Source organism: Flavobacterium sp. IC2-16, assembly GCF_055521455.1.
The window spans coordinates 2425628-2444594 of sequence record NZ_CM145480.1; the positions used below are offsets into that span (position 1 = coordinate 2425628).

The following is an 18967-nucleotide window of genomic DNA, read 5'->3' on the forward strand; positions in this document are numbered from 1 at the left end:
TTACGAGACAGATAATCTCCAACTACTACTGTAATTTATTTCTGCTTACCTTCTATATTGAAATCGTTTCGATTTTATACATGCTAGGGTTTTTTATAAGATGCCAATTTGTAACAAAAAGGGGAAGAAATTAGTAAGCCTTATTCGTTTGCATTTTATTGAATTAGGAAAACGTAATCATCATTAATCAAAATCGAACTTCACTATGAAATCAATCATTAAATTATTCGTTGTGTTGTGCATATCGCTCACAGCATTTGCGCAAGAAAATACAAAAGCTATAATTCCAGATGAGGAAGCAATGGAAACCCGCCGATTACCAGAAATTGTAATTAAAAGAGCAGGAGATGATTTTTCGGTTTATCTACCGGAATATGAAAACAAAGACATAAAAATAAAAAAACTTCAAGATGCCTTTATCGCTTACGATTTAGGTAAAGATTATCAAGGTTATGATAATTATTTGGTTACTATGAAAGTAAAAGATGGTTCTTTGGTGGCAACTTATAATGAAAAAGGAAAGCTAACCCATGTAATTGAAAAATACGATAATGTTTCATTGCCATTGCCTGTTATCTATGCTGTTTATAGAAATTTTCCAGGTTGGTCTATTGAAAAAGACAAGTATTTATACGCACAACAAGATGGTGATGTTATTCAAAAAGAATACAATTTAAAACTCAAAAAAGATAAAGAAACTAAAAAAATTGTAGTTAACTCTAAAGGTGAAATTTTAAAGAGTTAGTTAGCATAAGTAATGAATAAAAAAAGCTGCATTTAGCAGCTTTTTTTATTCAATAAAGTCTAAGTCTTTATCGTGGGTTTCATCAATTGTAAGCGTAGAATAAATACCTAAAAAAAAGGCAACGCTTCCAACAATGGCAGCGGCAATTATAACTCCGTTGTTAATCTTTAAATTATCAAAAGCTAATAGCATCACTGGTAACATTCCTCGAACCATATTTGGAATGGTTGTAGTAGCTGTACTTCGTATGTTAGTGCCAAATTGTTCAGCGCCAACTGTCACAAACATCGCCCAATAACCAGTTCCTAAACCAAGCCAAGCGCAATAGAAGTAATACATGTTTTCGGTAATATTTTTACTTAAAAGGAGTAATACAACGCCAATTATGGTAAATAACATCATGTATAGTATGGCTTTTTTTCTTGAACGTAAAGCATGCGAAATAAAACCACTGGCAAAATCACCTGCTGAAATACCAACATAACCCCACATAATTGCTTTACCGGGTGTTATATCTGTGATACCCATAACTGGTGCAAACTGATTGGCCATCATTGCTAAAATTCCAATGCAAAACCAAGTCGGTAAGCCTATAGCGATGCATTTAAGGTATTTTACAAATCGCTTCCAATTGGTGAAAAATGATAGAAAATCTCCTTTTTCGATAGTTTCGGTATCTTTAATATCGTTGTATATGCCTGATTCTACTACACTAACGCGCAGTAATAATAATAATAGGCCTAAACTTCCACCAATGAAATATGCTATGGTCCAGTCGCCAGCAAGTTCAACGGTTAATTGCGCAAATACAGCACCTAACAATCCAAAGCCAGCAACTAAAGAAGTTCCAATAGCTCGTAATTGTTTGGGTAATGATTCGGAAACTAATGTTATACCAGCACCTAATTCGCCCGCTAAACCTATTCCGGCAATAAAGCGTAAAACGGCATATAAGGTAGTTTTGTCTTCAAAAGGCAAATAGGGTAAAAAGCCACAGGCAATATTCGCTAAAGAATATACTAGTATGGAACCAAACAAAACCGAAAGTCTTCCTTTTTTATCTCCTAAAACTCCCCACAGTATTCCGCCGAGTAAGAGTCCTGTCATTTGGAAATTCAAAATCAATGTACCCGCAGTGTCAACATCCAATTTAAGATCTTTTAAGCTGGGAACTCGAACAATTCCAAAAAGTAACAAATCATATATGTCAACAAAATAGCCTAAAGCGGCTACAATAACTGGAAAAGAGAATAGATGTTTAAGTTTTTCGGTTGTTGTTAATTCGGTCATGTTATGCTTGTTGTTTTTTTAATATCAATGCGCTAATTAATGAAACAACAATTCCCATAGGTAATATTTCCATGTAGGTTAGAAGAATAATCATTATCGGACTTTTATACCATTCTTTCATCATTTCCATTTCTTTTGTTTTTGCAGCTAATTCTTCTGCAGTTCCGGTTTCACGGATTTGATTTAGGGTCATTTCACTAAATTGTTCCATAAAATTCGGAAAAAAGTTATAATAGATAATTAACCATGCTAGTACATAAATGGTTGAAATAATTAATGAAATTAAAAATCCCGTTAAAAAAGCATTCTTAAATGATATTGAGTCGTTGTTTTCTGCTCTCTTTTGTTTTATTCCGATTATAACGAAAATAAAAGCGATTAACATGCTTCCGAAACCTATTAGCATATTTGGCTCATACGTCGGATTTGACTTCATATAGAGTGTCATCCCTGCCATGGTAATCGATACGATTAGACCACCGATAAGTCCGTTGCGAGTAATAATTTTATTCATATAGTTTGTTTTGGTTAGATTCAAAAATATGAAAAAAATATTGTTATTAGTGGATTTTAAATTAATCGTTAAATGATTTTAATGAATAAAATTAGCAGTTTATTGAAGTTGTTATTTTTTTTAAAAATGCTGAATTTATGTTAATTAATTTGCTATATTTGAGATACTAAATCTAATAAACTATGAAAAATAGACTACTATTAATGGCTTCGGTTTTATTAACCATAAGTGTTTTGATTTCTTGTCAAAAAGAAGATTCGGTTAATTCCAATAGATTGAATAAAAACTCAAAATTAGTTCAGCTTCTTTCTAAAGTAGCACATTCTGGAGTTGCAATAACTAATCGTGACTCAGATGATAATGATGACAACGAGAATGAAGATGGGGGAGATATCGAATGTTTAGATGTTATTTATCCAATTAGTATCAGTGATGCTTCATCTACACAAACGTTTAATAATGATGATGAACTGTATGCATTTTTATCTACTTTGGAGAATAATGATGTATTAACAATTCAATACCCTTTAACCGTGGTTGACGGAATGAATACAACTACAGTGGTTCAAGATAATGAAGCATTAGAATCGGTTCTAGAATCGGCAAATTCAGAATGTGGAGATCATGATGGGGGAGATGATAATCACGAAGATGGTGATGATGGTGAAAATTAAAAATGCCTTTTAATTATATAAATCCCAATTGAGATAATCAGTTGGGATTTTTTTTATAAAAATACCCGACTGATTCTTTTAAAAACCAGTCGGGTACAACCAAAAACCTAAATAAAAAATATGAAAAAACTAAAAATTATTTTTCGTTAGTCTGATTTCTGAAAACCAGTTCACCATTGAAACTATCTAACAGTATGATACTGTCTGTGGCTACTTTTCCGGAAAGAATTTCTTTGGAAAGTTGGTTTAGAACTTCCTTCTGAATTACTCGTTTTACCGGTCTTGCCCCGAATGTTGGATCGTATCCTTTTTCGGATAAGTAAGTAATGGCTTCCGGTGTTGCATCCATCGTGATGTGTTGTTGTGCCAACATTTTGATAACGCTTTTTAGCTGTAATCCCACAATTTCTTTAATGTTATCACTTGTTAACGGTGTGAACATCACAATTTCGTCAATTCGGTTAATGAACTCCGGACGAACCGTTTGTTTCAATAAACCTAAAACTTCCACTTTTGCTGCTTCAGTTGCCGCTTCGATTCCACCTTTAAGGTTTTCAAATTTCTCTTGTATAATATGGCTTCCCATGTTGGACGTCATGATGATGATTGTATTTCTAAAATCAGCTAGACGCCCTTTGTTGTCGGTTAAGCGTCCTTCATCCAATACTTGTAATAAGATATTGAACGTGTCCGGATGTGCTTTTTCAATTTCATCCAATAATACTACCGAATACGGTTTTCTTCTAACGGCTTCTGTTAACTGACCACCTTCATCATAGCCTACATAACCTGGAGGCGCACCCACCAAACGGCTCACGCTATGACGCTCCTGATATTCGCTCATATCGATTCTTGTCATTGCGTTTTCATCATCGAACAAATATTCTGCCAAGGCTTTCGCTAATTCGGTTTTACCGACACCGGTTGTTCCTAAGAATAGGAAAGAACCGATTGGTTTTTTAGCATCCTGTAATCCAGCACGGCTTCTGCGAACCGCATCACTAATTGCTTGAATGGCTTCTTCTTGTCCGACTACTCTGCGGTGCAATTCGTCTTCAAGGTGTAATAACTTTTCGCGCTCGCTTTGCAGCATTTTAGTTACTGGTATTCCAGTCCATTTAGCTACTACTTCGGCGATGTCTTCTTGTGTTACTTCTTCTTTAATTAACGATTTATCCGATTGATTTTCCTGTAATTGCTTTTGTAAAGCGTCCAGTTTTTCCTGAGCGTCTTTGATTTTTCCGTAACGGATTTCGGCTACTTTTCCGTAATCGCCATCGCGTTCAGCACGTTCAGCTTCGGCTTTGAAATCTTCAATTTCTTGTTTTACTGCTTGAATGTTGTCTACCAAATCCTTTTCTGATTTCCAACGGGTGTACACTTCGTTGCGCTCTTCTTTTAAGTTGGCCAAATCCATGCCTAGGATTTTCAGCTTGTTTTCATCATTCTCGCGTTTGATGGCTTCGATTTCGATTTCCAACTGCATGATTTTACGATCCAAAACGTCTAGTTCTTCCGGTTTGGAATTGATTTCCATGCGCAATTTGGAAGCCGCTTCATCCATTAAGTCGATGGCTTTGTCCGGTAAGAAACGATTGGTGATGTAACGCTGCGATAATTCCACGGCAGCGATAATCGCATCGTCTTTGATTCGAACTTTATGGTGTGTTTCGTATTTCTCTTTAATTCCGCGTAGGATTGAAATCGCACTTTCAGTATCAGGTTCATCCACCAATACTTTTTGGAAACGTCGCTCTAGTGCTTTATCTTTTTCGAAATACTTCTGATACTCGTCTAAAGTAGTTGCTCCGATAGCTCTTAGTTCGCCACGCGCCAAAGCAGGTTTTAAAATATTTGCCGCATCCATTGCGCCTTCGCCACCTCCAGCACCAACCAACGTGTGGATTTCGTCAATGAAAAGTACGATATCGCCTTCCGCCGAAGTTACTTCTTTTACTACCGATTTCAATCGCTCTTCGAATTCTCCTTTGTATTTTGCTCCGGCAATTAAGGCACCCATGTCTAAAGAAAAAACTACTTTATCTTTTAGGTTTTCGGGAACGTCGCCAGCTACAATTCGGTGTGCTAATCCTTCAGCAATGGCGGTTTTACCCACACCAGGTTCTCCAATTAACATCGGATTGTTTTTGGTTCTGCGCGATAAAATCTGAAGTACACGACGAATTTCCTCATCACGGCCAATTACCGGATCGAGTTTACCATCGTTAGCTAATTGATTTAAATTCTTCGCGTATTTGTTTAAGGCGTTATAAGTTTCTTCAGCCGAAGCGGAAGTTACACGTTCTCCTTTACGGATTTTGGCAATCGCGGCTTCTAATCCTTTTTCGGTTACCCCTTGATCTTTTAAGATTTGGGCAACTTTACTTTTTGATTTGAAAATGGCTAAAATTAAATGCTCGATGGAAACGTATTCGTCGTTCATTTTTTTAGCAATGATGTTGGCTTCGTTTAAAGCAGTCCCAGCTTCACGGGAAAGCATAATTTCGCCACCCGATACTTTCGGGAAACTCTGAATGGTACTGTCTAAAATCTGTTTAAACAGGTTTAGATTAACATTCAGTTTTTTTAGGATGAAAGGTGCAACGTTTTCATCGACCTCTAAAATTCCTTTAAAAATGTGTTCGTTTTCCAACTGTTGTTGACCGTTGGCTTGTGCAATTTGCTGTGCTTGTTGCAAAGCTTCTTGCGATTTGATTGTTAAGTTATTTAAATTCATATCGTTAAATGTTGTTTGTCGCTTGTTGTTTTTGTTTAGCTTTGCAAGTGAATAGACAATTTGTGTTCCAATGTGAAAATCAAGACAAAATGACTGTTTTTGATTTTAAAAACATATAAAATTAAGACAAAATGTCTGAAATCAAGACAAAAATGAGTTTTTTAACTAAGCTTTTCGGTGAAAATAATACTAAAAAAGAGGAACAACCAAAGTCATTTTGGATGTATTTGGAAGAAACACCGCTAGATGAAATAGAAAAAATTTCTTTTGAAAAGCCTGTTGCCATTTTTAAGCATAGTACAAGATGTTCCGTTAGTAGAATGGTATGGAATCAGTTCTCAAATCAGTTTGATATTGAATTTGAAAAAATGGAATTGTATTTTTTAGATTTATTAGCCCATCGTTCGGTTTCAAACGAAGTTGCTGAACGGTTTGGAGTGGTACATCAATCGCCTCAGTTAATTGTAATTAAAGACGGTAAGGCAATTTATGATGCTTCCCACAGCGATATTGATGCAGATGACTTAAAAAAATATATTTAAAAGAAAATCCGAAGTTGAAGCTTCGGATTTTTAATTTATTTTCGAATTACCTTTTGAAGGTATTTTTTTTCACCAGAAATAATTTTTAAGTAATAAATACCGCTAGGTAATGGACTTAAGTCTAAATCTGTTTGTAATTCATGATCAATTGTTTTCTCATTTTTTTGAAGGATAGCTTTCCCAAGGTTATCAAATAATGTTAAATTGATTACTCCTGAATTTTGATTTATCAGTTTAATTGTAATAAAGTTATCTGTCGGATTTGGATAAACTGTAATATCTGCAGTGTTTTCTTCTGAAAGTTTGGTACAACTAATTGCTGTAACTGATTTTGTTCCGTTTGAATTGTTTACTGCTCCGGCGCTGTTCTTAGCTTTAACATAGTATGAATAGGTTGTCCCTGCATTGATTAGATAGGTGTTTAAAAAACTTGTTCCTATTACATCTGAAGCATATAGATTACCATTTCTGTATATGTCATAGCTAGTTGCATTGGCTGAAGCTGTCCATGTTAAATTGATGGCACTTGATGAACCGCTGCAAGTTGCTGTAGCTGTTAAAGTAAAAGAACCTGGGGTGCAAGTTATAGCAGTTGCAGATAATGACCCATTAGAATTGTTGGTTGTTCCAGCTGTATTTTTTGCTTTTACAGAATAGGTATAAGTTGTTCCGATAGTTATGTATGTGTTTAGATATTGTGTACCAGTTACATTACTTGCATATAACGATCCGTTTCGGTAAATATCATAAGAAGTTGCATTAGTGGAAGAAGTCCATGTTAGCTTAATCTGACTAGTGGTTCCATTACATTCAGGTGTTGCTGTTAGTGAGAAATTACCCGGAGCTGGTGTTGTGTTACAGCTCAAATTTAAGCTTGATTTTAATGAGTTGAAATAGGAAAGAGCGAAGGTATCTCTCCAAGTTGAACTGGTTAATTTTGTTGCATCACTAGAATCCACAAAACCAATTTCATTTAAGCATCCCGTTGCAGACGAGTATTTTAATACTCCTAAATGATAAGCCAAGAAGCTGTTGTCTTCAACGCAACGTCTGTTATTCCAAGCGCCATTAGTAACCATATCGGATTGGATTTTTTGGGCAAATGCAATATCAGGAGCGGTGTTAGTATCACTATCTGTACAGTAAAAAGTTTCAGTTCCTGTTCCGCCTCCAGCATTGCAATGAATACTTAATAATCGGTCGGCATTCCAATTGTTTGCCATTTGTGCCCGTTGTGTGACTGAAATCCAACTGTTGAGATTTGTTGTTCTTGTCATTTGAACCGTCCATGTACTACAAGCGTTTTGAATTAGTGTTCGCGTTCGTAAACCCACTTCTAGTGCGGTTTCAATTTCTGTGGCTGTTCTACCATCTGGATTATTGCTGGTTGTAGCGCCGTACCCATGACCAGGATCTAGAACTACAACTTGAGCTTCTAACGTTAATGTTGTAAAGAAAATAAAAAGATAGATTAAAATTTTGTTCATGGCTTATAATGTAATTTGTGAAACATAAAGTTTACCGGATTTGTCATCGGTGAAAATTATTTGTGATTTTCCAAGAAATGTCGGAAACATTTCCAATTGATTGTCGGTTTTGGTTAATGGTATTGCTTTAGCGTTATTTACATCGAATAATAATAAATCCGAATTGCTTACTGTGTGCCCGTCTTTGCTTTCGTCTAAGAAACCAAGTAAATAGTTATCGTCTTCAGACCAAGCTGTAGCAATGCCTTGACCAATAAGTTTTCCTATATCGCTTCCATTACTATCATAAACATAAATAAATGAGCCTTGGTGAACTGCTACTTTTTTGCCATCATGAGATACTATGGCATTATAGTATTGTCCGTCGTTTTGTGTTACAGTCCACTTTTTTGAAGTGACTAAATCAATAGCTTCAATCTTCAATGATGTTGTATTGGTATATACTACAATAGTATTTCTTGAGCCATTATAAGAAGGTAAATAGTTGTGATTTACAGTTACGATTTCTGTTTTTTTGTCTTTAACGCTATAGACCTTTACAGTCGAATTTGCATAATAATCTTGTTCATCTTTTTCTTTAAAATAAAACATTTTACTATGTGGTTTCCAGCTATATCCATATCCAATACCATACTTTTCGGAAATTGTAGTAATTGACTTGTTTTCCAGGTTTAATAAGTACACTCCACGGTTGTGTTCTTTTGTGAGTAATACCATTTTCCCATCGGGTGAAGGAACCGGATTTGTAAACGAACCTTCAATGTTTAAACATATCGGATTTGAGATTTTTTGTGCCTTAAGCTGATTCATGCATAGCATTGTGGCGACGATTAAAATTTTTGTTTTCATAAATTAAAAAATTAAATTAAGTAGTAAATATACTACAAAAATTAAATTTTAAAATAAAAAAAACACCTCGAATAGGAGGTGTCTTTTATAAGATATTTTAGTTTGTTATCGTCTAAACTTATTTCGAGTAATAATTGCTTTTAATTTCGCTTTTAAGTCTTCTCCTGTATCATAAACCATTTGTTCGTTGGTTGGAAATGGAACGGCTCTTCGGTCGAAATATTGCAAGTAGTTATCGTCACAAGCTCTTTTGTCTCCGTTGTAATTTGCATAAATGTATTCAAAATTGAACTCGCTAGCTAAAGGGAACGTGTCGATAAGTTGGTTTGTTCTAAAATCAATATAATCAACTTTTGCAGTTACCTGACAAGCTTTAAACTGACGGAATTCATAAATGTTAACGCGTATAGTTTTTAAATTGTCAACCTTGATAGGGTTTCCTAAACTGTCTTTTACCACATTTCCGTTAGCATCTAACAAGGTTTTAGTTCCATCTTTAATTTGTTTTTCCTTAATAAATTCTTTCTCTTTTACTTGTTCCGGAGAAATATTAATCTGACGGAAATTAACAATCATCCCATAATCGTAATTAATTCCTTTTTGCTTGTTGCTATGGTAAACAGTCCATTTATCATTCAATCCAAAAGTACTGAAATCCAACAAGTCGCTTTGTAAACGAGCCGGGATAACCATGTTCGTTTCGTTTTTAGTATATACGTTAACGAAATCAGTTCCTTTAAATTGAGCCTCATCCATTAATTGTTTTACATCTTTATATCCCGGATTAATACTTTCCAAGTAGGCAAAATCATCATATGCACGACGATAACTCATTTTATCATTCGTTTTTAGTAACAATTTAGAATTATCGTATAAGTATTTAGACAAAGCATTTTTACTGTTTACAATCTGATTTGAATAATCTTCAAACGGAAAAATAGCATTACGCCCTTCTTTCATTAAACGTAAAGGTAATAACGGTCTAATTTTTTCCTGACGGTTGCTTAACTGTAAATAAGTATTGTATACTTTTTCCAAATTAGCAGGGTTACCATCTTTAGATAACATATCTATAGCGCGTAAATCACGTTCTTTAGCTTTAGCAAAAGCTTCCTCCATCAAATAGATATAGTCTTGTTTTCCTTTCGAAGTTTTGTTGGTTTTTAGTGCTTCAGCAGCGCGATAAATAGCGCCGTCATAATCTCCGTCGCTAAGCATGCTTTGTGTGTGTTTAACACCACATGAATAAATAAAAAGTAACAATAAAAATAATGAAGTAATTTTTCTCATAAATAGTTAATTTTAGCAAAAATATAATTTTTCAGGAGCTTTTCCCGCTATTCACTATATCTTTTTGTATTTTAAAAAGAAATACAAAAAGGATGCCGTTTCTATCGGGGCTAGAAAAAAATAAAAAAAAACTCCGAAAATTTAATTTCGGAGCCTTACTTTATTTTTGTTTGGGTCTGTATTCCAAATCGTATTCGGTAGTCCATGTTTTACCGTCATCGTTCGATATTTCACCATGTTGTCGTACTTTTCCATCCTTCAACTTATAAAAAGTAAGACGTCTAACAGAAACAATATTTTTGCCATTATTAAATGGTCGACTAATAAAATGCATCGCATCGTTCTCAAAATGCCCGGTTAAAAATTCGGTACTTCCACCAATGTTGTCTATCCAGTTTTGTTGCCATTGTTTGGTAGCAGCGTTATACGAATTGAAACTTTTACCGCTATAGGTTAAGCCTTGTTGTTTATTGGCCGATGTCCATTCTTCCAAAACTACACAATTGTCTAATATTTTTGAGATTTTACTTTCTCCGGCTAAATTACCTTTCAAGTCATAAACACTCCATTCGCCAACCCAAAAATCAAACTGATTGTATATTGGGTCTTTTTCGCAAGGTTTTTGTGCATTAGTCATAATGGTAAAAAGTATAAGGGCAAACAATATGTTTTTTTTCATTGCTTTTGTATAAAAAATAAGAGCAATTTAGGTAAACTGCTCTTATTGATATGTTAATGAAAGTGTAAAATCTATTATTTCGTAGGAATTGGAGGTAATAATTTGCTAGACACTTCTCCGAAACCAATACGTACTTCATTGTTTTTGCAATATCCTTTCATGATAACGGTATCGCCATCATTGATGAATTTACGCTCTGAGCCGTCTTTCATTTGGATTGGATTTTTTCCACCCCAAGTAAGTTCCAACATTGAACCGAAAGAATCTTCTGTAGGTCCCGAAATTGTTCCAGAACCCATCATGTCACCCGAGTTAATTCTACAACCGTTAATGGTGTGGTGTGCTAACTGCTGACTCATAGTCCAGTACATATATTTGAAATTCGATTTACAAATTAAAGTTTCCGGGTTGTTTTCAGGAGCAATGGATACTTCTAAATTGATGTCAAAAGCATGATCACCACTTTGTTGTAAATAAGGAAGTGGCGTTGGTTCTTGTTTTGGCGATGCACAACGGAAAGGTTCTAAAGCATCTAGGGTGACAATCCATGGAGAAATTGAAGAAGCAAAGTTTTTCGCTAAAAAGGGTCCTAGTGGTACATATTCCCATTTTTGAATATCACGTGCCGACCAGTCGTTTAACAATACCATTCCGAAAATATATTCTTCTGCTTCACCTACAGGAATGTTTTCTCCCATAATATTAGCATCGGTTGTAATAAAAGCGGTTTCCAATTCAAAATCAACCAAACGAGATGGTCCAAAAACAGGAGCTGTTGCATCTGCAGGCATTGTTTGTCCCATTGGACGGTGCACTGGAATTCCCGAAGGAACAATTGTAGAACTTCTACCATGATATCCTACAGGGATGTGTAACCAGTTTGGCAACAAAGCATTTTCCGGATCACGGAACATTTTACCAACATTGGTCGCGTGTTCTTTACTCGAATAAAAATCGGTATAATCACCAATTTGAACCGGAAGTTGCATTTCTACATCGGCAATATTAAAAACCACTACGTCGCGATGTGATTGATTGTCTCGTAACTCAGCATTGTTTGCATCGAAAATATCGGCTAAACGGTTACGTACTAAACGCCACGTTTTTTTTCCATCCGATATAAAATCGTTCAAAGTATCTTGCATGAACATATCGTCGGTTAAATCGATACCTTCAAAATACCCTAATTGTTGTAAGGCTCCCATATCTATAGCGAAATCACCAATTCGCGTTCCAATGGTAACCACGTCTTCTTTGGTAATAAATACCCCAAAAGGTATATTTTGTATTGGGAAATCACAATTTTCGGGTACTGGTAACCAAGATTTTCTATTTGGATCGTTTGCTGTTATAGGCATGATGTTGTGTTTTATATGAATAAAGTATTTTCAATCATCAAATATAGTTTCAATTGGGATTTTACCAAACACTTTTCGTATTTTTGAGCTCGATTTAACAAACTTTATAGAAAATGCAACGCGACGAACAAATTTTCGACTTAATTCTTGAAGAACAAGACAGACAAATCCATGGATTAGAACTTATTGCATCTGAAAACTTTGTAAGCGACCAAGTAATGGAAGCTGCAGGTTCAGTGTTAACCAATAAATATGCAGAGGGATATCCTGGAAAAAGATATTATGGTGGATGTGAGGTAGTAGATGTTATCGAACAAATTGCTATCGACAGAGCCAAAGAATTATTTGGTGCCGAATATGTAAATGTGCAACCGCATTCTGGTTCTCAAGCTAATACTGCAGTTTTTGCAGCTTGTTTGAAACCGGGAGATAAAATTTTAGGTTTCGATTTATCGCATGGAGGTCACTTAACACATGGTTCGCCGGTTAATTTCTCGGGTAAATTATACAATCCGGTATTTTACGGAGTAGAGCAGGAGACAGGTCGTTTGAATTATGATAAAATTCAAGAAATTGCGACAAAAGAACAGCCAAAATTAATCATAGCGGGTGCTTCGGCTTATTCTCGTGATATGGATTTTAAACGTTTCCGTGAAATTGCAGATTCAGTTGGAGCAATTTTAATGGCAGATATTTCACATCCAGCAGGTTTAATTGCTAAAGGATTAATGAATGATCCAATTCCTCATTGTCATATTGTTACTACCACTACACACAAAACTTTGCGTGGACCACGTGGGGGTATGATAATGATGGGTAAAGATTTTGAAAACCCATGGGGATTAACCACTCCAAAAGGTGAAATCCGTATGATGTCGCACGTTTTAGATATGTCGGTTTTCCCTGGGAATCAAGGTGGACCTTTAGAGCATATTATTGCTGCTAAAGCAGTAGCTTTTGGTGAAGCGTTGACCGATGAGTTCTTCCGTTATGCTATGCAGGTTCAGAAAAATGCTAAAGCTATGGCTGAAGCTTTTGTGAAAAGAGGGTACAATATTATTTCTGGCGGTACAGATAACCATATGATGTTAATCGATTTACGAAACAAAGGGATTTCTGGTAAAGAAGCTGAAAATGCTCTAGTTAAGGCAGAGATTACAGTAAATAAAAATATGGTTCCTTTCGATGATAAATCACCATTTGTTACTTCAGGTATTCGTGTAGGAACTCCAGCTATTACCACACGCGGTTTAGTTGAATCTGATATGGAAACTGTTGTAGACATGATTGATCGCGTTATCATGAATCATACTAATGAAGAAGTTCTAGAGCAAGTTGCCGATGAAGTAAACGATATGATGAGCGAAAGAGCTATGTTCGTTTTTTAATTGAACAATTGTTTGATATTATAAAAAGTCTCTCATTCGAGAGACTTTTTTATTGGTAAAAATACTTTAAGGTTTGTATGACTGATGTAATTAGAATGACGCCTAAAACAATATAGCGAAAGTATTTTTGATTGGTTTTTTCCACTATTTTCTTTCCAATCCATGTTCCTAGAATGCTAATTGCAATTAGTACCGGAATGTAGATGATGTGCTCTTTTAAAAAATAACCATTTAAAATATAGATTAAAGCGCGGCTACTATCCACGCCTAGATCGATTAATGCCGAGGTAGCAATAAAAATGTCTTTTTCTAAATTAAAAGCAGTTAAGGTCAATCCGCGAATCGCGCCACCTGTTCCTATAAGCCCGGCTAAAAAACCAGAAATAGTTCCGCCGATGTATAGGTTTTTGTTACTCTTTTCAATGGTTTTGTTAATGTTGAATACCAAATAGATTGATAAAAGTAAAAGAATCAAATTCATTCCGAATTCAATTTCTTTTTGTGGAATATATTTCGTTAACAAGGCGCCCAGTATAACAAATATAATGGCAGGTATGCCAAGTTTTAAGAAAATGCTTTTATCAATTCCTTTTCGAAAAAGAACGATTTTGGTAATGTTACTAAATACATGAAAAACGGCAGTAATTCCTAATACAATTTTAAAATCGAAAAATAAAGCGGCTAACGGAACAAACAAAATAGATGATCCAAATCCGCTCACGGTTCCAATAATTTCAGCCAGTAATGCTAAAACAAAAAAGATAATTAAATCATTCATAGTTGAAAGTTCTAATCAAATTTAACCAATTTTAACGCTTTCTTTGTAAATTTTAAGAATGGAATAGTTTTTGATTTACTATTTTTGAAAATATAATTTCAAAATATTGCGTAACAGATATTTTGTGATGTAAACAAATACCCATAACGTGAAAATTAGTTTAACTCTATACTTGACAATAGTACTTTCTTTTTCGGTTTTCGCCCAAAAAGATAAAGGACTGAATTCTATTGTAATTCCGTTGGGTAAAAATCCGGATGTAGAATTAAAACCTGAGGAAAAAGCCGATTCAAGATTTAAAGCCATTGATTTTGGATCTTCGGTTTACGATGAAAACAAACCGCTTACTTTTCCGAAAGAAAATAAATCGTTTGAAATAGGAGGGAATTCTGTATCAACTCAAAAAGAAGTTTTTGCCAATCCAAGAGAAATCCCCAAAAATGCTATTCCAAAAGCCCGTGGAGATGAAAATACTAAAGTGTTTAGAAGAAATCAGTCGTTTGGAGAATTCAAGACAAAATCGTCTATGGTAAAAGTTATGTACCGAGATCACATGGCTGAAGATGGCGATATTATAAAGGTTTCGGTAAACAATATTGTTGTTGCAGCTCGTGTATATCTTCTAAATCAATTCAAATATGTAGATATCGGATTAACACCAGGCTTTAATAAAATTGAATTTGAAGCACTTAACCAAGGGACTTCAGGACCAAATACCGCCGAATTTCATGTGTTTGATGAAAAAGGAAAATTAATTACAGGAAATCAATGGGACTTGGCGACAGGTTTTAAAGGTTCGGTTATGATTATAAAAGAAGAATAACTACTTCATTTTAAGTTCCATTTCATACAAATCAAATCCGTCAGCCCAAAAGTTTTTTTCGATACGCGTTAGTGTAAAACCCATTTTTTGATAAAAAGGATACACCAATTGTGAAGTTCGTACAACAACTGTTGTAACCGGTAACTTCTTAAGATGATTTAATCGGTGTAGTACAAGTTGTTTACCAATTCCTTTTCCTTGAAAATCGGGATGTATAATATCCCAAGAAATTCGTGCAGTTTGGGATTCCGGGAAATAATTAATTCCTCCAGCACCAATTATTTCATTATTGTCTTCAACCACAAAATAATCTTCACGATAATCGTTTAAATAGGTAATGAAATCAAGCTCTTCTTCTGGTGCAAAATATTGCGGGATGTTGAGCTTAAGCAATTCAATAAGGTTGTTACAATCCTCCGGTTGATAAACTCTAATCATGTTAATTTTTTATGATTAGATTGTATTTTGTCAGCAAGCCTTTAATGCCTTCCGAAGAGAATATTGCTTTTTTAAGTTTGGTTTTTTCTGGATCGATTGAAAAATCGTAACTGGTATAGAAATCGGCTTTTTCACAGTTAGCATCGGTGAAAACAGCTAAACGTAAATTGCAATTGTCAAACATAGCTTCCGATAGGTCGGTTTGCATAAAATCGACACTTACCATGCTGCAATTAGTGAAACTTATCTTTTTGAGTTTTAAAGCGTAAAATTGTGCATAATCTAACAAGCAGGTATTAAAATGGAACTCATAAATTACCTGATCGGTCATGGCAAAATTTACCGATGTAAAATTACAATGATTAAATAATGTATTTCTGAAGCCTACATGACCAATTTTGGCTTCTTTAAAATTACATTCGTAGAAAGTACAATCTATAAAAATGGTTCCGGTGAAATTTGCTACAGTGAAGTCACAGTTTATGAAAGTGCAGTTTTCAAATTCCTTTTGGCAAATTTCGTATTGAGTAAAAATATTGTTTTTGTATTCTTTATCGTATATAAAGTCGGAAGTCATTGCTCGTTTGTTTGTAGCAAATATATGAATTATTGCACTTGAGCTATTTTTTTTAATTTTTCGATATCTATTGGCTTGCTAAGAAAATGACGAATGCATTCGTACATTTTGGCTCGGTCTTTATCTTCTTGTGATATGGAAGAGCTGGCAATGTAAATATCGTTCACAATATTGATGGATTTCTTATATGGAATGAAGATGTCCAGGAATTCCCAGCCGTCCATTTGAGGCATTTCGATATCAAGCAAAATGATATCCGGAATACTTTTTGTTTCCTTAAAATGATGAAAGGCTTCTTCGGCATTAGTAAATGACATTGCCTCAGAAAACAACTCCGATTTTGCAATTAGTTTCTTGGTAACCAATTGGTAAATTGGATCATCATCAATTATGCAGATAGATTTATTGGGCATTATTTAAAAAATATTTTAAATGTTGTTCCTTTATTTAATTCACTTTCAACTTCAATTTTTCCCTTTAAAGCATCAATTTGATTTTTGGTTATAAACAAACCAATTCCTCTCGATTCCGGATTGTTGGTAAATGTTTTATACATTCCAAACAACTTATTTCCGTTTTTCTCAAGGTCAATACCTATACCGTTATCTTTAATTTCCAACACAGTATATTCATCGTTTTGCACCATATTCAATTCGATAATCGGATTTCGATCCGGATGTTTATATCGAATTGCATTGGATATAAAATTAAGCAAAATACTTTCAAGATACGCAGGATTAAATTTTATTGTAACCGAATCTGAGATATTATTGAGTATTGTAGCTTCATTTTTGATGATTTGATTGCGAAGTACATCAAGGGTTTTTAGTATGTATTTGTTTAAATTTATTTTTTCTACAATAGGGTTAATGTCCGATTGAATTGAAACTACTTCGTTGAGGTTATCCATAGTTTCATTTAATGCTTCCGAAACCGATTTTAATAAACTTAATAATTCATGTTGTTCGTTTTTATCTTCACTTAACTCAATTAAATTAATAAGCGATTGAATGTTACTGGTATGTGATCTTAAATTATGAGAAACAATATGCGAAAAATTAAGCAGCCTTTTGTTTTGTTCCGAAACTAAATTGAACGAGTTGTTTAAATCAATTTCAAACTGTTTTGATTTGGTAATATCGATTAAAATACCTCTAAATTTAAACGAACCATCTTTTTCGGTAAATACATTAACAATGTCGCGAAGCCAAACGGTATTTCCTCTTTTGTCTATCATTCGATATTCGTGAACGTGTGGTTTTTTGTCTTTAGACCATTCATCAACAAGTTCAGAAACTAATTGCTTGTCTTCGGGGTGCAAATGTTCAAACCAAAAATTATCGTTGCTCATCCATTCTTCTGGGGTATAACCTAAAATGGCTTCGGATTGTTTGCTGATAAATGTTACTCCAGGTCTATCTGGATATCCTTCCCAAACTACACCATCAATAGTATTAATTAACGATTCTAAACTTAATTTGGATTGACGGATTTCTTCTTCGTGTTGTTTTCGTTTGGTAATATCTTCAACAATAGTCATGTGTGTAGTAGGCATAGTTCCTTTTTCCCATAATGGAGAAACAGTAATATTCACCCAAATAACATGGCCGTTTTTATGATAATATCTTTTTTCTAACGAAAATCCGTTTGTTTTTCCCTCCTTAACTTGATTCATGTGGATGGTATCATTCTCTCTATCGTCTTCGTGTGTAACTTCCATTACGGTAAGTTTTTTAATTTCGGCAATAGAATACCCTAAAAGAGAACAATATTTTTCGTTGGCATCAATGAATCTGCCAGAAATTGAATCGGTGTGTGTTATACCTAATCCCGCATGATCAAAAATCGATTTAAAAAACAGCTCGTTTTTAAGTAATTTTTTGGTTTGTACTTGAACAAGTTGCTGTAGTTCTTTTGGTTTTTTTAGTAAATGAGATACAAATATGCCGCAGATTAGCGCTAGTATGAAAGCTAAAAAGAAAATAGGTAAGGTTTGGTATAGGAGTTTTGATTCGTTTTTTTGAATTATGTATAAAGTCCAGTCGCCTTCTGGAATATAGACGCTTTTATAATTGGTAAGTTTGAAGTCGGTTTTGTCATTTAAAAAAAACAGTTCTTTATGTGTGGTTGGATCTTTTTTAGATAATTGAAAATAATATTTATCGCTTTCAAAGTTATTTATACCAGTAGATTTAATAAACGTTTCAAACCGAATTACAACGGCAGAAAATCCCCAAAATTTCCCATTCTTAAAAACCGGTAGCCGTCCCACAACACCTTGTCCGCCTTGTCGTAACTCAACAGGCCCAACATAGTACATTTTTTTGGTTTCAATCGCTTTTAAAGCAGCTTCTTTGTGTAGTGAATTCTCTAATATGTTGAAATTAGTAGCGGCTTCGTTACCTTTTAAAGGGTAGGTGTATTTAATGACACCATTAGGAACAAGCTGAACAGCATCGATTGCATTATTGTTTGAAACTAATTCTTTACCAACAGTATCAAAATTAGTAACTACGCCATTATCATCGATAGTAAGTGCTAAGCTTATAGCAGTGGCATAACTATTTTTTAAAGATTGTTCAATGTTTTGGTTGACTACGCTTAAGATGGTGTTCATTTCGGCCAGCTGCTTATTCTGAACTACGCTATATCGTAAAAAAATGATGAAATTTAATCCGGTAAGTAGAATTGAAAAAACAAGTAATCCCGTTGTTCTGGGACGATTTATAAACCAGTTACTTATTTTTTCGAAGCCCATAAAATGATTCGTTTTTAACTGAAATTACCATAAATATAGT

General features: G+C 34.4%; 18 protein-coding genes. 5 read left to right on the forward strand and 13 right to left on the reverse strand.

Annotated features, from left to right (window positions below; translation table 11 throughout):
* Positions 1-205 precede the first annotated feature (205 nt).
* Positions 206-745, forward strand: coding sequence for a hypothetical protein (locus tag ACZ1JT_RS11230; protein WP_465093920.1), 540 nt, complete (start codon positions 206-208; stop codon positions 743-745).
* A 45-nt stretch (positions 746-790) separates the two neighbouring features.
* On the opposite strand, the gene ACZ1JT_RS11235 is transcribed toward ACZ1JT_RS11230, so the two are convergent.
* Both ACZ1JT_RS11235 and ACZ1JT_RS11240 read right to left on the reverse strand, forming a co-directional pair.
* Positions 791-2035: an MFS transporter gene (locus tag ACZ1JT_RS11235; RefSeq protein ID WP_465093921.1), complete on the reverse strand. Its 1245-nt coding sequence runs from the start codon at positions 2033-2035 to the stop codon at positions 791-793.
* 1 nt (position 2036) lies between these two features.
* Positions 2037-2549, reverse strand: a complete 513-nt coding sequence (locus ACZ1JT_RS11240; protein WP_465093922.1) for a DUF4199 domain-containing protein — start codon at positions 2547-2549, stop codon at positions 2037-2039.
* 182 nt (positions 2550-2731) lie between these two features.
* Between ACZ1JT_RS11240 and ACZ1JT_RS11245 the strand changes: the two genes are divergently transcribed.
* On the forward strand, positions 2732-3223 hold the full coding sequence (locus tag ACZ1JT_RS11245; RefSeq protein ID WP_465093923.1) for a hypothetical protein: 492 nt from the start codon (positions 2732-2734) through the stop codon (positions 3221-3223).
* Positions 3224-3359: 136 nt separating this feature from the next.
* Here ACZ1JT_RS11245 and clpB read toward each other — a convergent pair whose 3' ends face one another.
* Positions 3360-5960 (reverse strand): ATP-dependent chaperone ClpB, encoded by a 2601-nt coding sequence (clpB, locus tag ACZ1JT_RS11250; protein ID WP_465093924.1) that lies wholly within the window; start codon positions 5958-5960, stop codon positions 3360-3362.
* Between the two features lie 131 nt (positions 5961-6091).
* Here clpB and ytxJ point away from each other — a divergent pair, with 131 nt between their 5' ends.
* On the forward strand, positions 6092-6502 hold the full coding sequence (ytxJ, locus tag ACZ1JT_RS11255) for a bacillithiol system redox-active protein YtxJ (RefSeq protein WP_465093925.1): 411 nt from the start codon (positions 6092-6094) through the stop codon (positions 6500-6502).
* Between the two features lie 35 nt (positions 6503-6537).
* Here the strand turns inward: ytxJ and ACZ1JT_RS11260 are convergent, their stop codons facing one another.
* The 5 genes from ACZ1JT_RS11260 to fahA form a co-directional block, all read right to left on the reverse strand.
* On the reverse strand, positions 6538-7989 hold the full coding sequence (locus tag ACZ1JT_RS11260; protein WP_465093926.1) for an N-acetylmuramoyl-L-alanine amidase: 1452 nt from the start codon (positions 7987-7989) through the stop codon (positions 6538-6540).
* Positions 7990-7992: 3 nt separating this feature from the next.
* The gene (locus ACZ1JT_RS11265; protein ID WP_465093927.1) at positions 7993-8838 is read right to left on the reverse strand and encodes a TolB-like translocation protein; all 846 of its coding nucleotides are present in this window, start codon (positions 8836-8838) and stop codon (positions 7993-7995) included.
* A 105-nt stretch (positions 8839-8943) separates the two neighbouring features.
* Positions 8944-10128 carry a hypothetical protein gene (locus ACZ1JT_RS11270; RefSeq protein ID WP_465093928.1) on the reverse strand — a complete coding sequence of 395 codons (1185 nt, stop codon included), beginning with the start codon at positions 10126-10128 and terminating at the stop codon, positions 8944-8946.
* 160 nt (positions 10129-10288) lie between these two features.
* A complete protein-coding gene (locus tag ACZ1JT_RS11275; RefSeq protein WP_465093929.1) occupies positions 10289-10807 on the reverse strand; it encodes a hypothetical protein in 519 nt (172 codons plus the stop codon).
* Positions 10808-10881: 74 nt separating this feature from the next.
* Positions 10882-12165: a fumarylacetoacetase gene (fahA, locus tag ACZ1JT_RS11280; RefSeq protein ID WP_465093930.1), complete on the reverse strand. Its 1284-nt coding sequence runs from the start codon at positions 12163-12165 to the stop codon at positions 10882-10884.
* Positions 12166-12278: 113 nt separating this feature from the next.
* On the opposite strand from fahA, the gene glyA reads away from it, so the two are divergent.
* Positions 12279-13553, forward strand: a complete 1275-nt coding sequence (glyA, locus tag ACZ1JT_RS11285; RefSeq protein WP_465093931.1) for a serine hydroxymethyltransferase — start codon at positions 12279-12281, stop codon at positions 13551-13553.
* A gap of 49 nt (positions 13554-13602) precedes the next feature.
* Here the strand turns inward: glyA and ACZ1JT_RS11290 are convergent, their stop codons facing one another.
* Positions 13603-14331: a sulfite exporter TauE/SafE family protein gene (locus ACZ1JT_RS11290; RefSeq protein WP_465093932.1), complete on the reverse strand. Its 729-nt coding sequence runs from the start codon at positions 14329-14331 to the stop codon at positions 13603-13605.
* A gap of 148 nt (positions 14332-14479) precedes the next feature.
* Between ACZ1JT_RS11290 and ACZ1JT_RS11295 the strand changes: the two genes are divergently transcribed.
* Positions 14480-15154, forward strand: coding sequence for a hypothetical protein (locus tag ACZ1JT_RS11295; protein WP_465093933.1), 675 nt, complete (start codon positions 14480-14482; stop codon positions 15152-15154).
* On the opposite strand, the gene ACZ1JT_RS11300 is transcribed toward ACZ1JT_RS11295, so the two are convergent.
* The 4 genes from ACZ1JT_RS11300 to ACZ1JT_RS11315 are packed head-to-tail and all read right to left on the reverse strand — an operon-like array spanning position 15155 to position 18927.
* Positions 15155-15592, reverse strand: a complete 438-nt coding sequence (locus tag ACZ1JT_RS11300) for a GNAT family N-acetyltransferase (RefSeq protein WP_465093934.1) — start codon at positions 15590-15592, stop codon at positions 15155-15157.
* A gap of 1 nt (position 15593) precedes the next feature.
* Entirely contained in the window at positions 15594-16169 is a 576-nt protein-coding gene (locus tag ACZ1JT_RS11305) for a pentapeptide repeat-containing protein (RefSeq protein ID WP_465093935.1), read from the reverse strand.
* A 29-nt stretch (positions 16170-16198) separates the two neighbouring features.
* A complete protein-coding gene (locus tag ACZ1JT_RS11310) occupies positions 16199-16582 on the reverse strand; it encodes a response regulator (protein WP_465093936.1) in 384 nt (127 codons plus the stop codon).
* Entirely contained in the window at positions 16582-18927 is a 2346-nt protein-coding gene (locus ACZ1JT_RS11315) for a PAS domain S-box protein (protein WP_465093937.1), read from the reverse strand. Before ACZ1JT_RS11315 ends, ACZ1JT_RS11310 begins: the two co-directional genes overlap by 1 nt.
* Positions 18928-18967 lie beyond the last annotated feature (40 nt).

What these genes read in the sequence shown, in the direction of transcription:
- ACZ1JT_RS11245 (WP_465093923.1), top strand. Translation starts at nt 2,732, where the DNA reads ATGAAAAATAGACTACTATTAATGGCTTCGGTTTTATTAACCATAAGT.
- ACZ1JT_RS11300 (WP_465093934.1), bottom strand. Translation starts at nt 15,592, where the DNA reads ATGATTAGAGTTTATCAACCGGAGGATTGTAACAACCTTATTGAATTG.
- ACZ1JT_RS11260 (WP_465093926.1), bottom strand. Translation starts at nt 7,989, where the DNA reads ATGAACAAAATTTTAATCTATCTTTTTATTTTCTTTACAACATTAACG.
- ACZ1JT_RS11270 (WP_465093928.1), bottom strand. Translation starts at nt 10,128, where the DNA reads ATGAGAAAAATTACTTCATTATTTTTATTGTTACTTTTTATTTATTCA.
- fahA (WP_465093930.1), bottom strand. Translation starts at nt 12,165, where the DNA reads ATGCCTATAACAGCAAACGATCCAAATAGAAAATCTTGGTTACCAGTA.
- ACZ1JT_RS11315 (WP_465093937.1), bottom strand. Translation starts at nt 18,927, where the DNA reads ATGGGCTTCGAAAAAATAAGTAACTGGTTTATAAATCGTCCCAGAACA.
- ACZ1JT_RS11290 (WP_465093932.1), bottom strand. Translation starts at nt 14,331, where the DNA reads ATGAATGATTTAATTATCTTTTTTGTTTTAGCATTACTGGCTGAAATT.
- ACZ1JT_RS11275 (WP_465093929.1), bottom strand. Translation starts at nt 10,807, where the DNA reads ATGAAAAAAAACATATTGTTTGCCCTTATACTTTTTACCATTATGACT.
- ACZ1JT_RS11240 (WP_465093922.1), bottom strand. Translation starts at nt 2,549, where the DNA reads ATGAATAAAATTATTACTCGCAACGGACTTATCGGTGGTCTAATCGTA.
- ACZ1JT_RS11265 (WP_465093927.1), bottom strand. Translation starts at nt 8,838, where the DNA reads ATGAAAACAAAAATTTTAATCGTCGCCACAATGCTATGCATGAATCAG.
- ACZ1JT_RS11235 (WP_465093921.1), bottom strand. Translation starts at nt 2,035, where the DNA reads ATGACCGAATTAACAACAACCGAAAAACTTAAACATCTATTCTCTTTT.
- ACZ1JT_RS11310 (WP_465093936.1), bottom strand. Translation starts at nt 16,582, where the DNA reads ATGCCCAATAAATCTATCTGCATAATTGATGATGATCCAATTTACCAA.
- ACZ1JT_RS11230 (WP_465093920.1), top strand. Translation starts at nt 206, where the DNA reads ATGAAATCAATCATTAAATTATTCGTTGTGTTGTGCATATCGCTCACA.
- clpB (WP_465093924.1), bottom strand. Translation starts at nt 5,960, where the DNA reads ATGAATTTAAATAACTTAACAATCAAATCGCAAGAAGCTTTGCAACAA.
- ACZ1JT_RS11305 (WP_465093935.1), bottom strand. Translation starts at nt 16,169, where the DNA reads ATGACTTCCGACTTTATATACGATAAAGAATACAAAAACAATATTTTT.
- ytxJ (WP_465093925.1), top strand. Translation starts at nt 6,092, where the DNA reads ATGTCTGAAATCAAGACAAAAATGAGTTTTTTAACTAAGCTTTTCGGT.
- glyA (WP_465093931.1), top strand. Translation starts at nt 12,279, where the DNA reads ATGCAACGCGACGAACAAATTTTCGACTTAATTCTTGAAGAACAAGAC.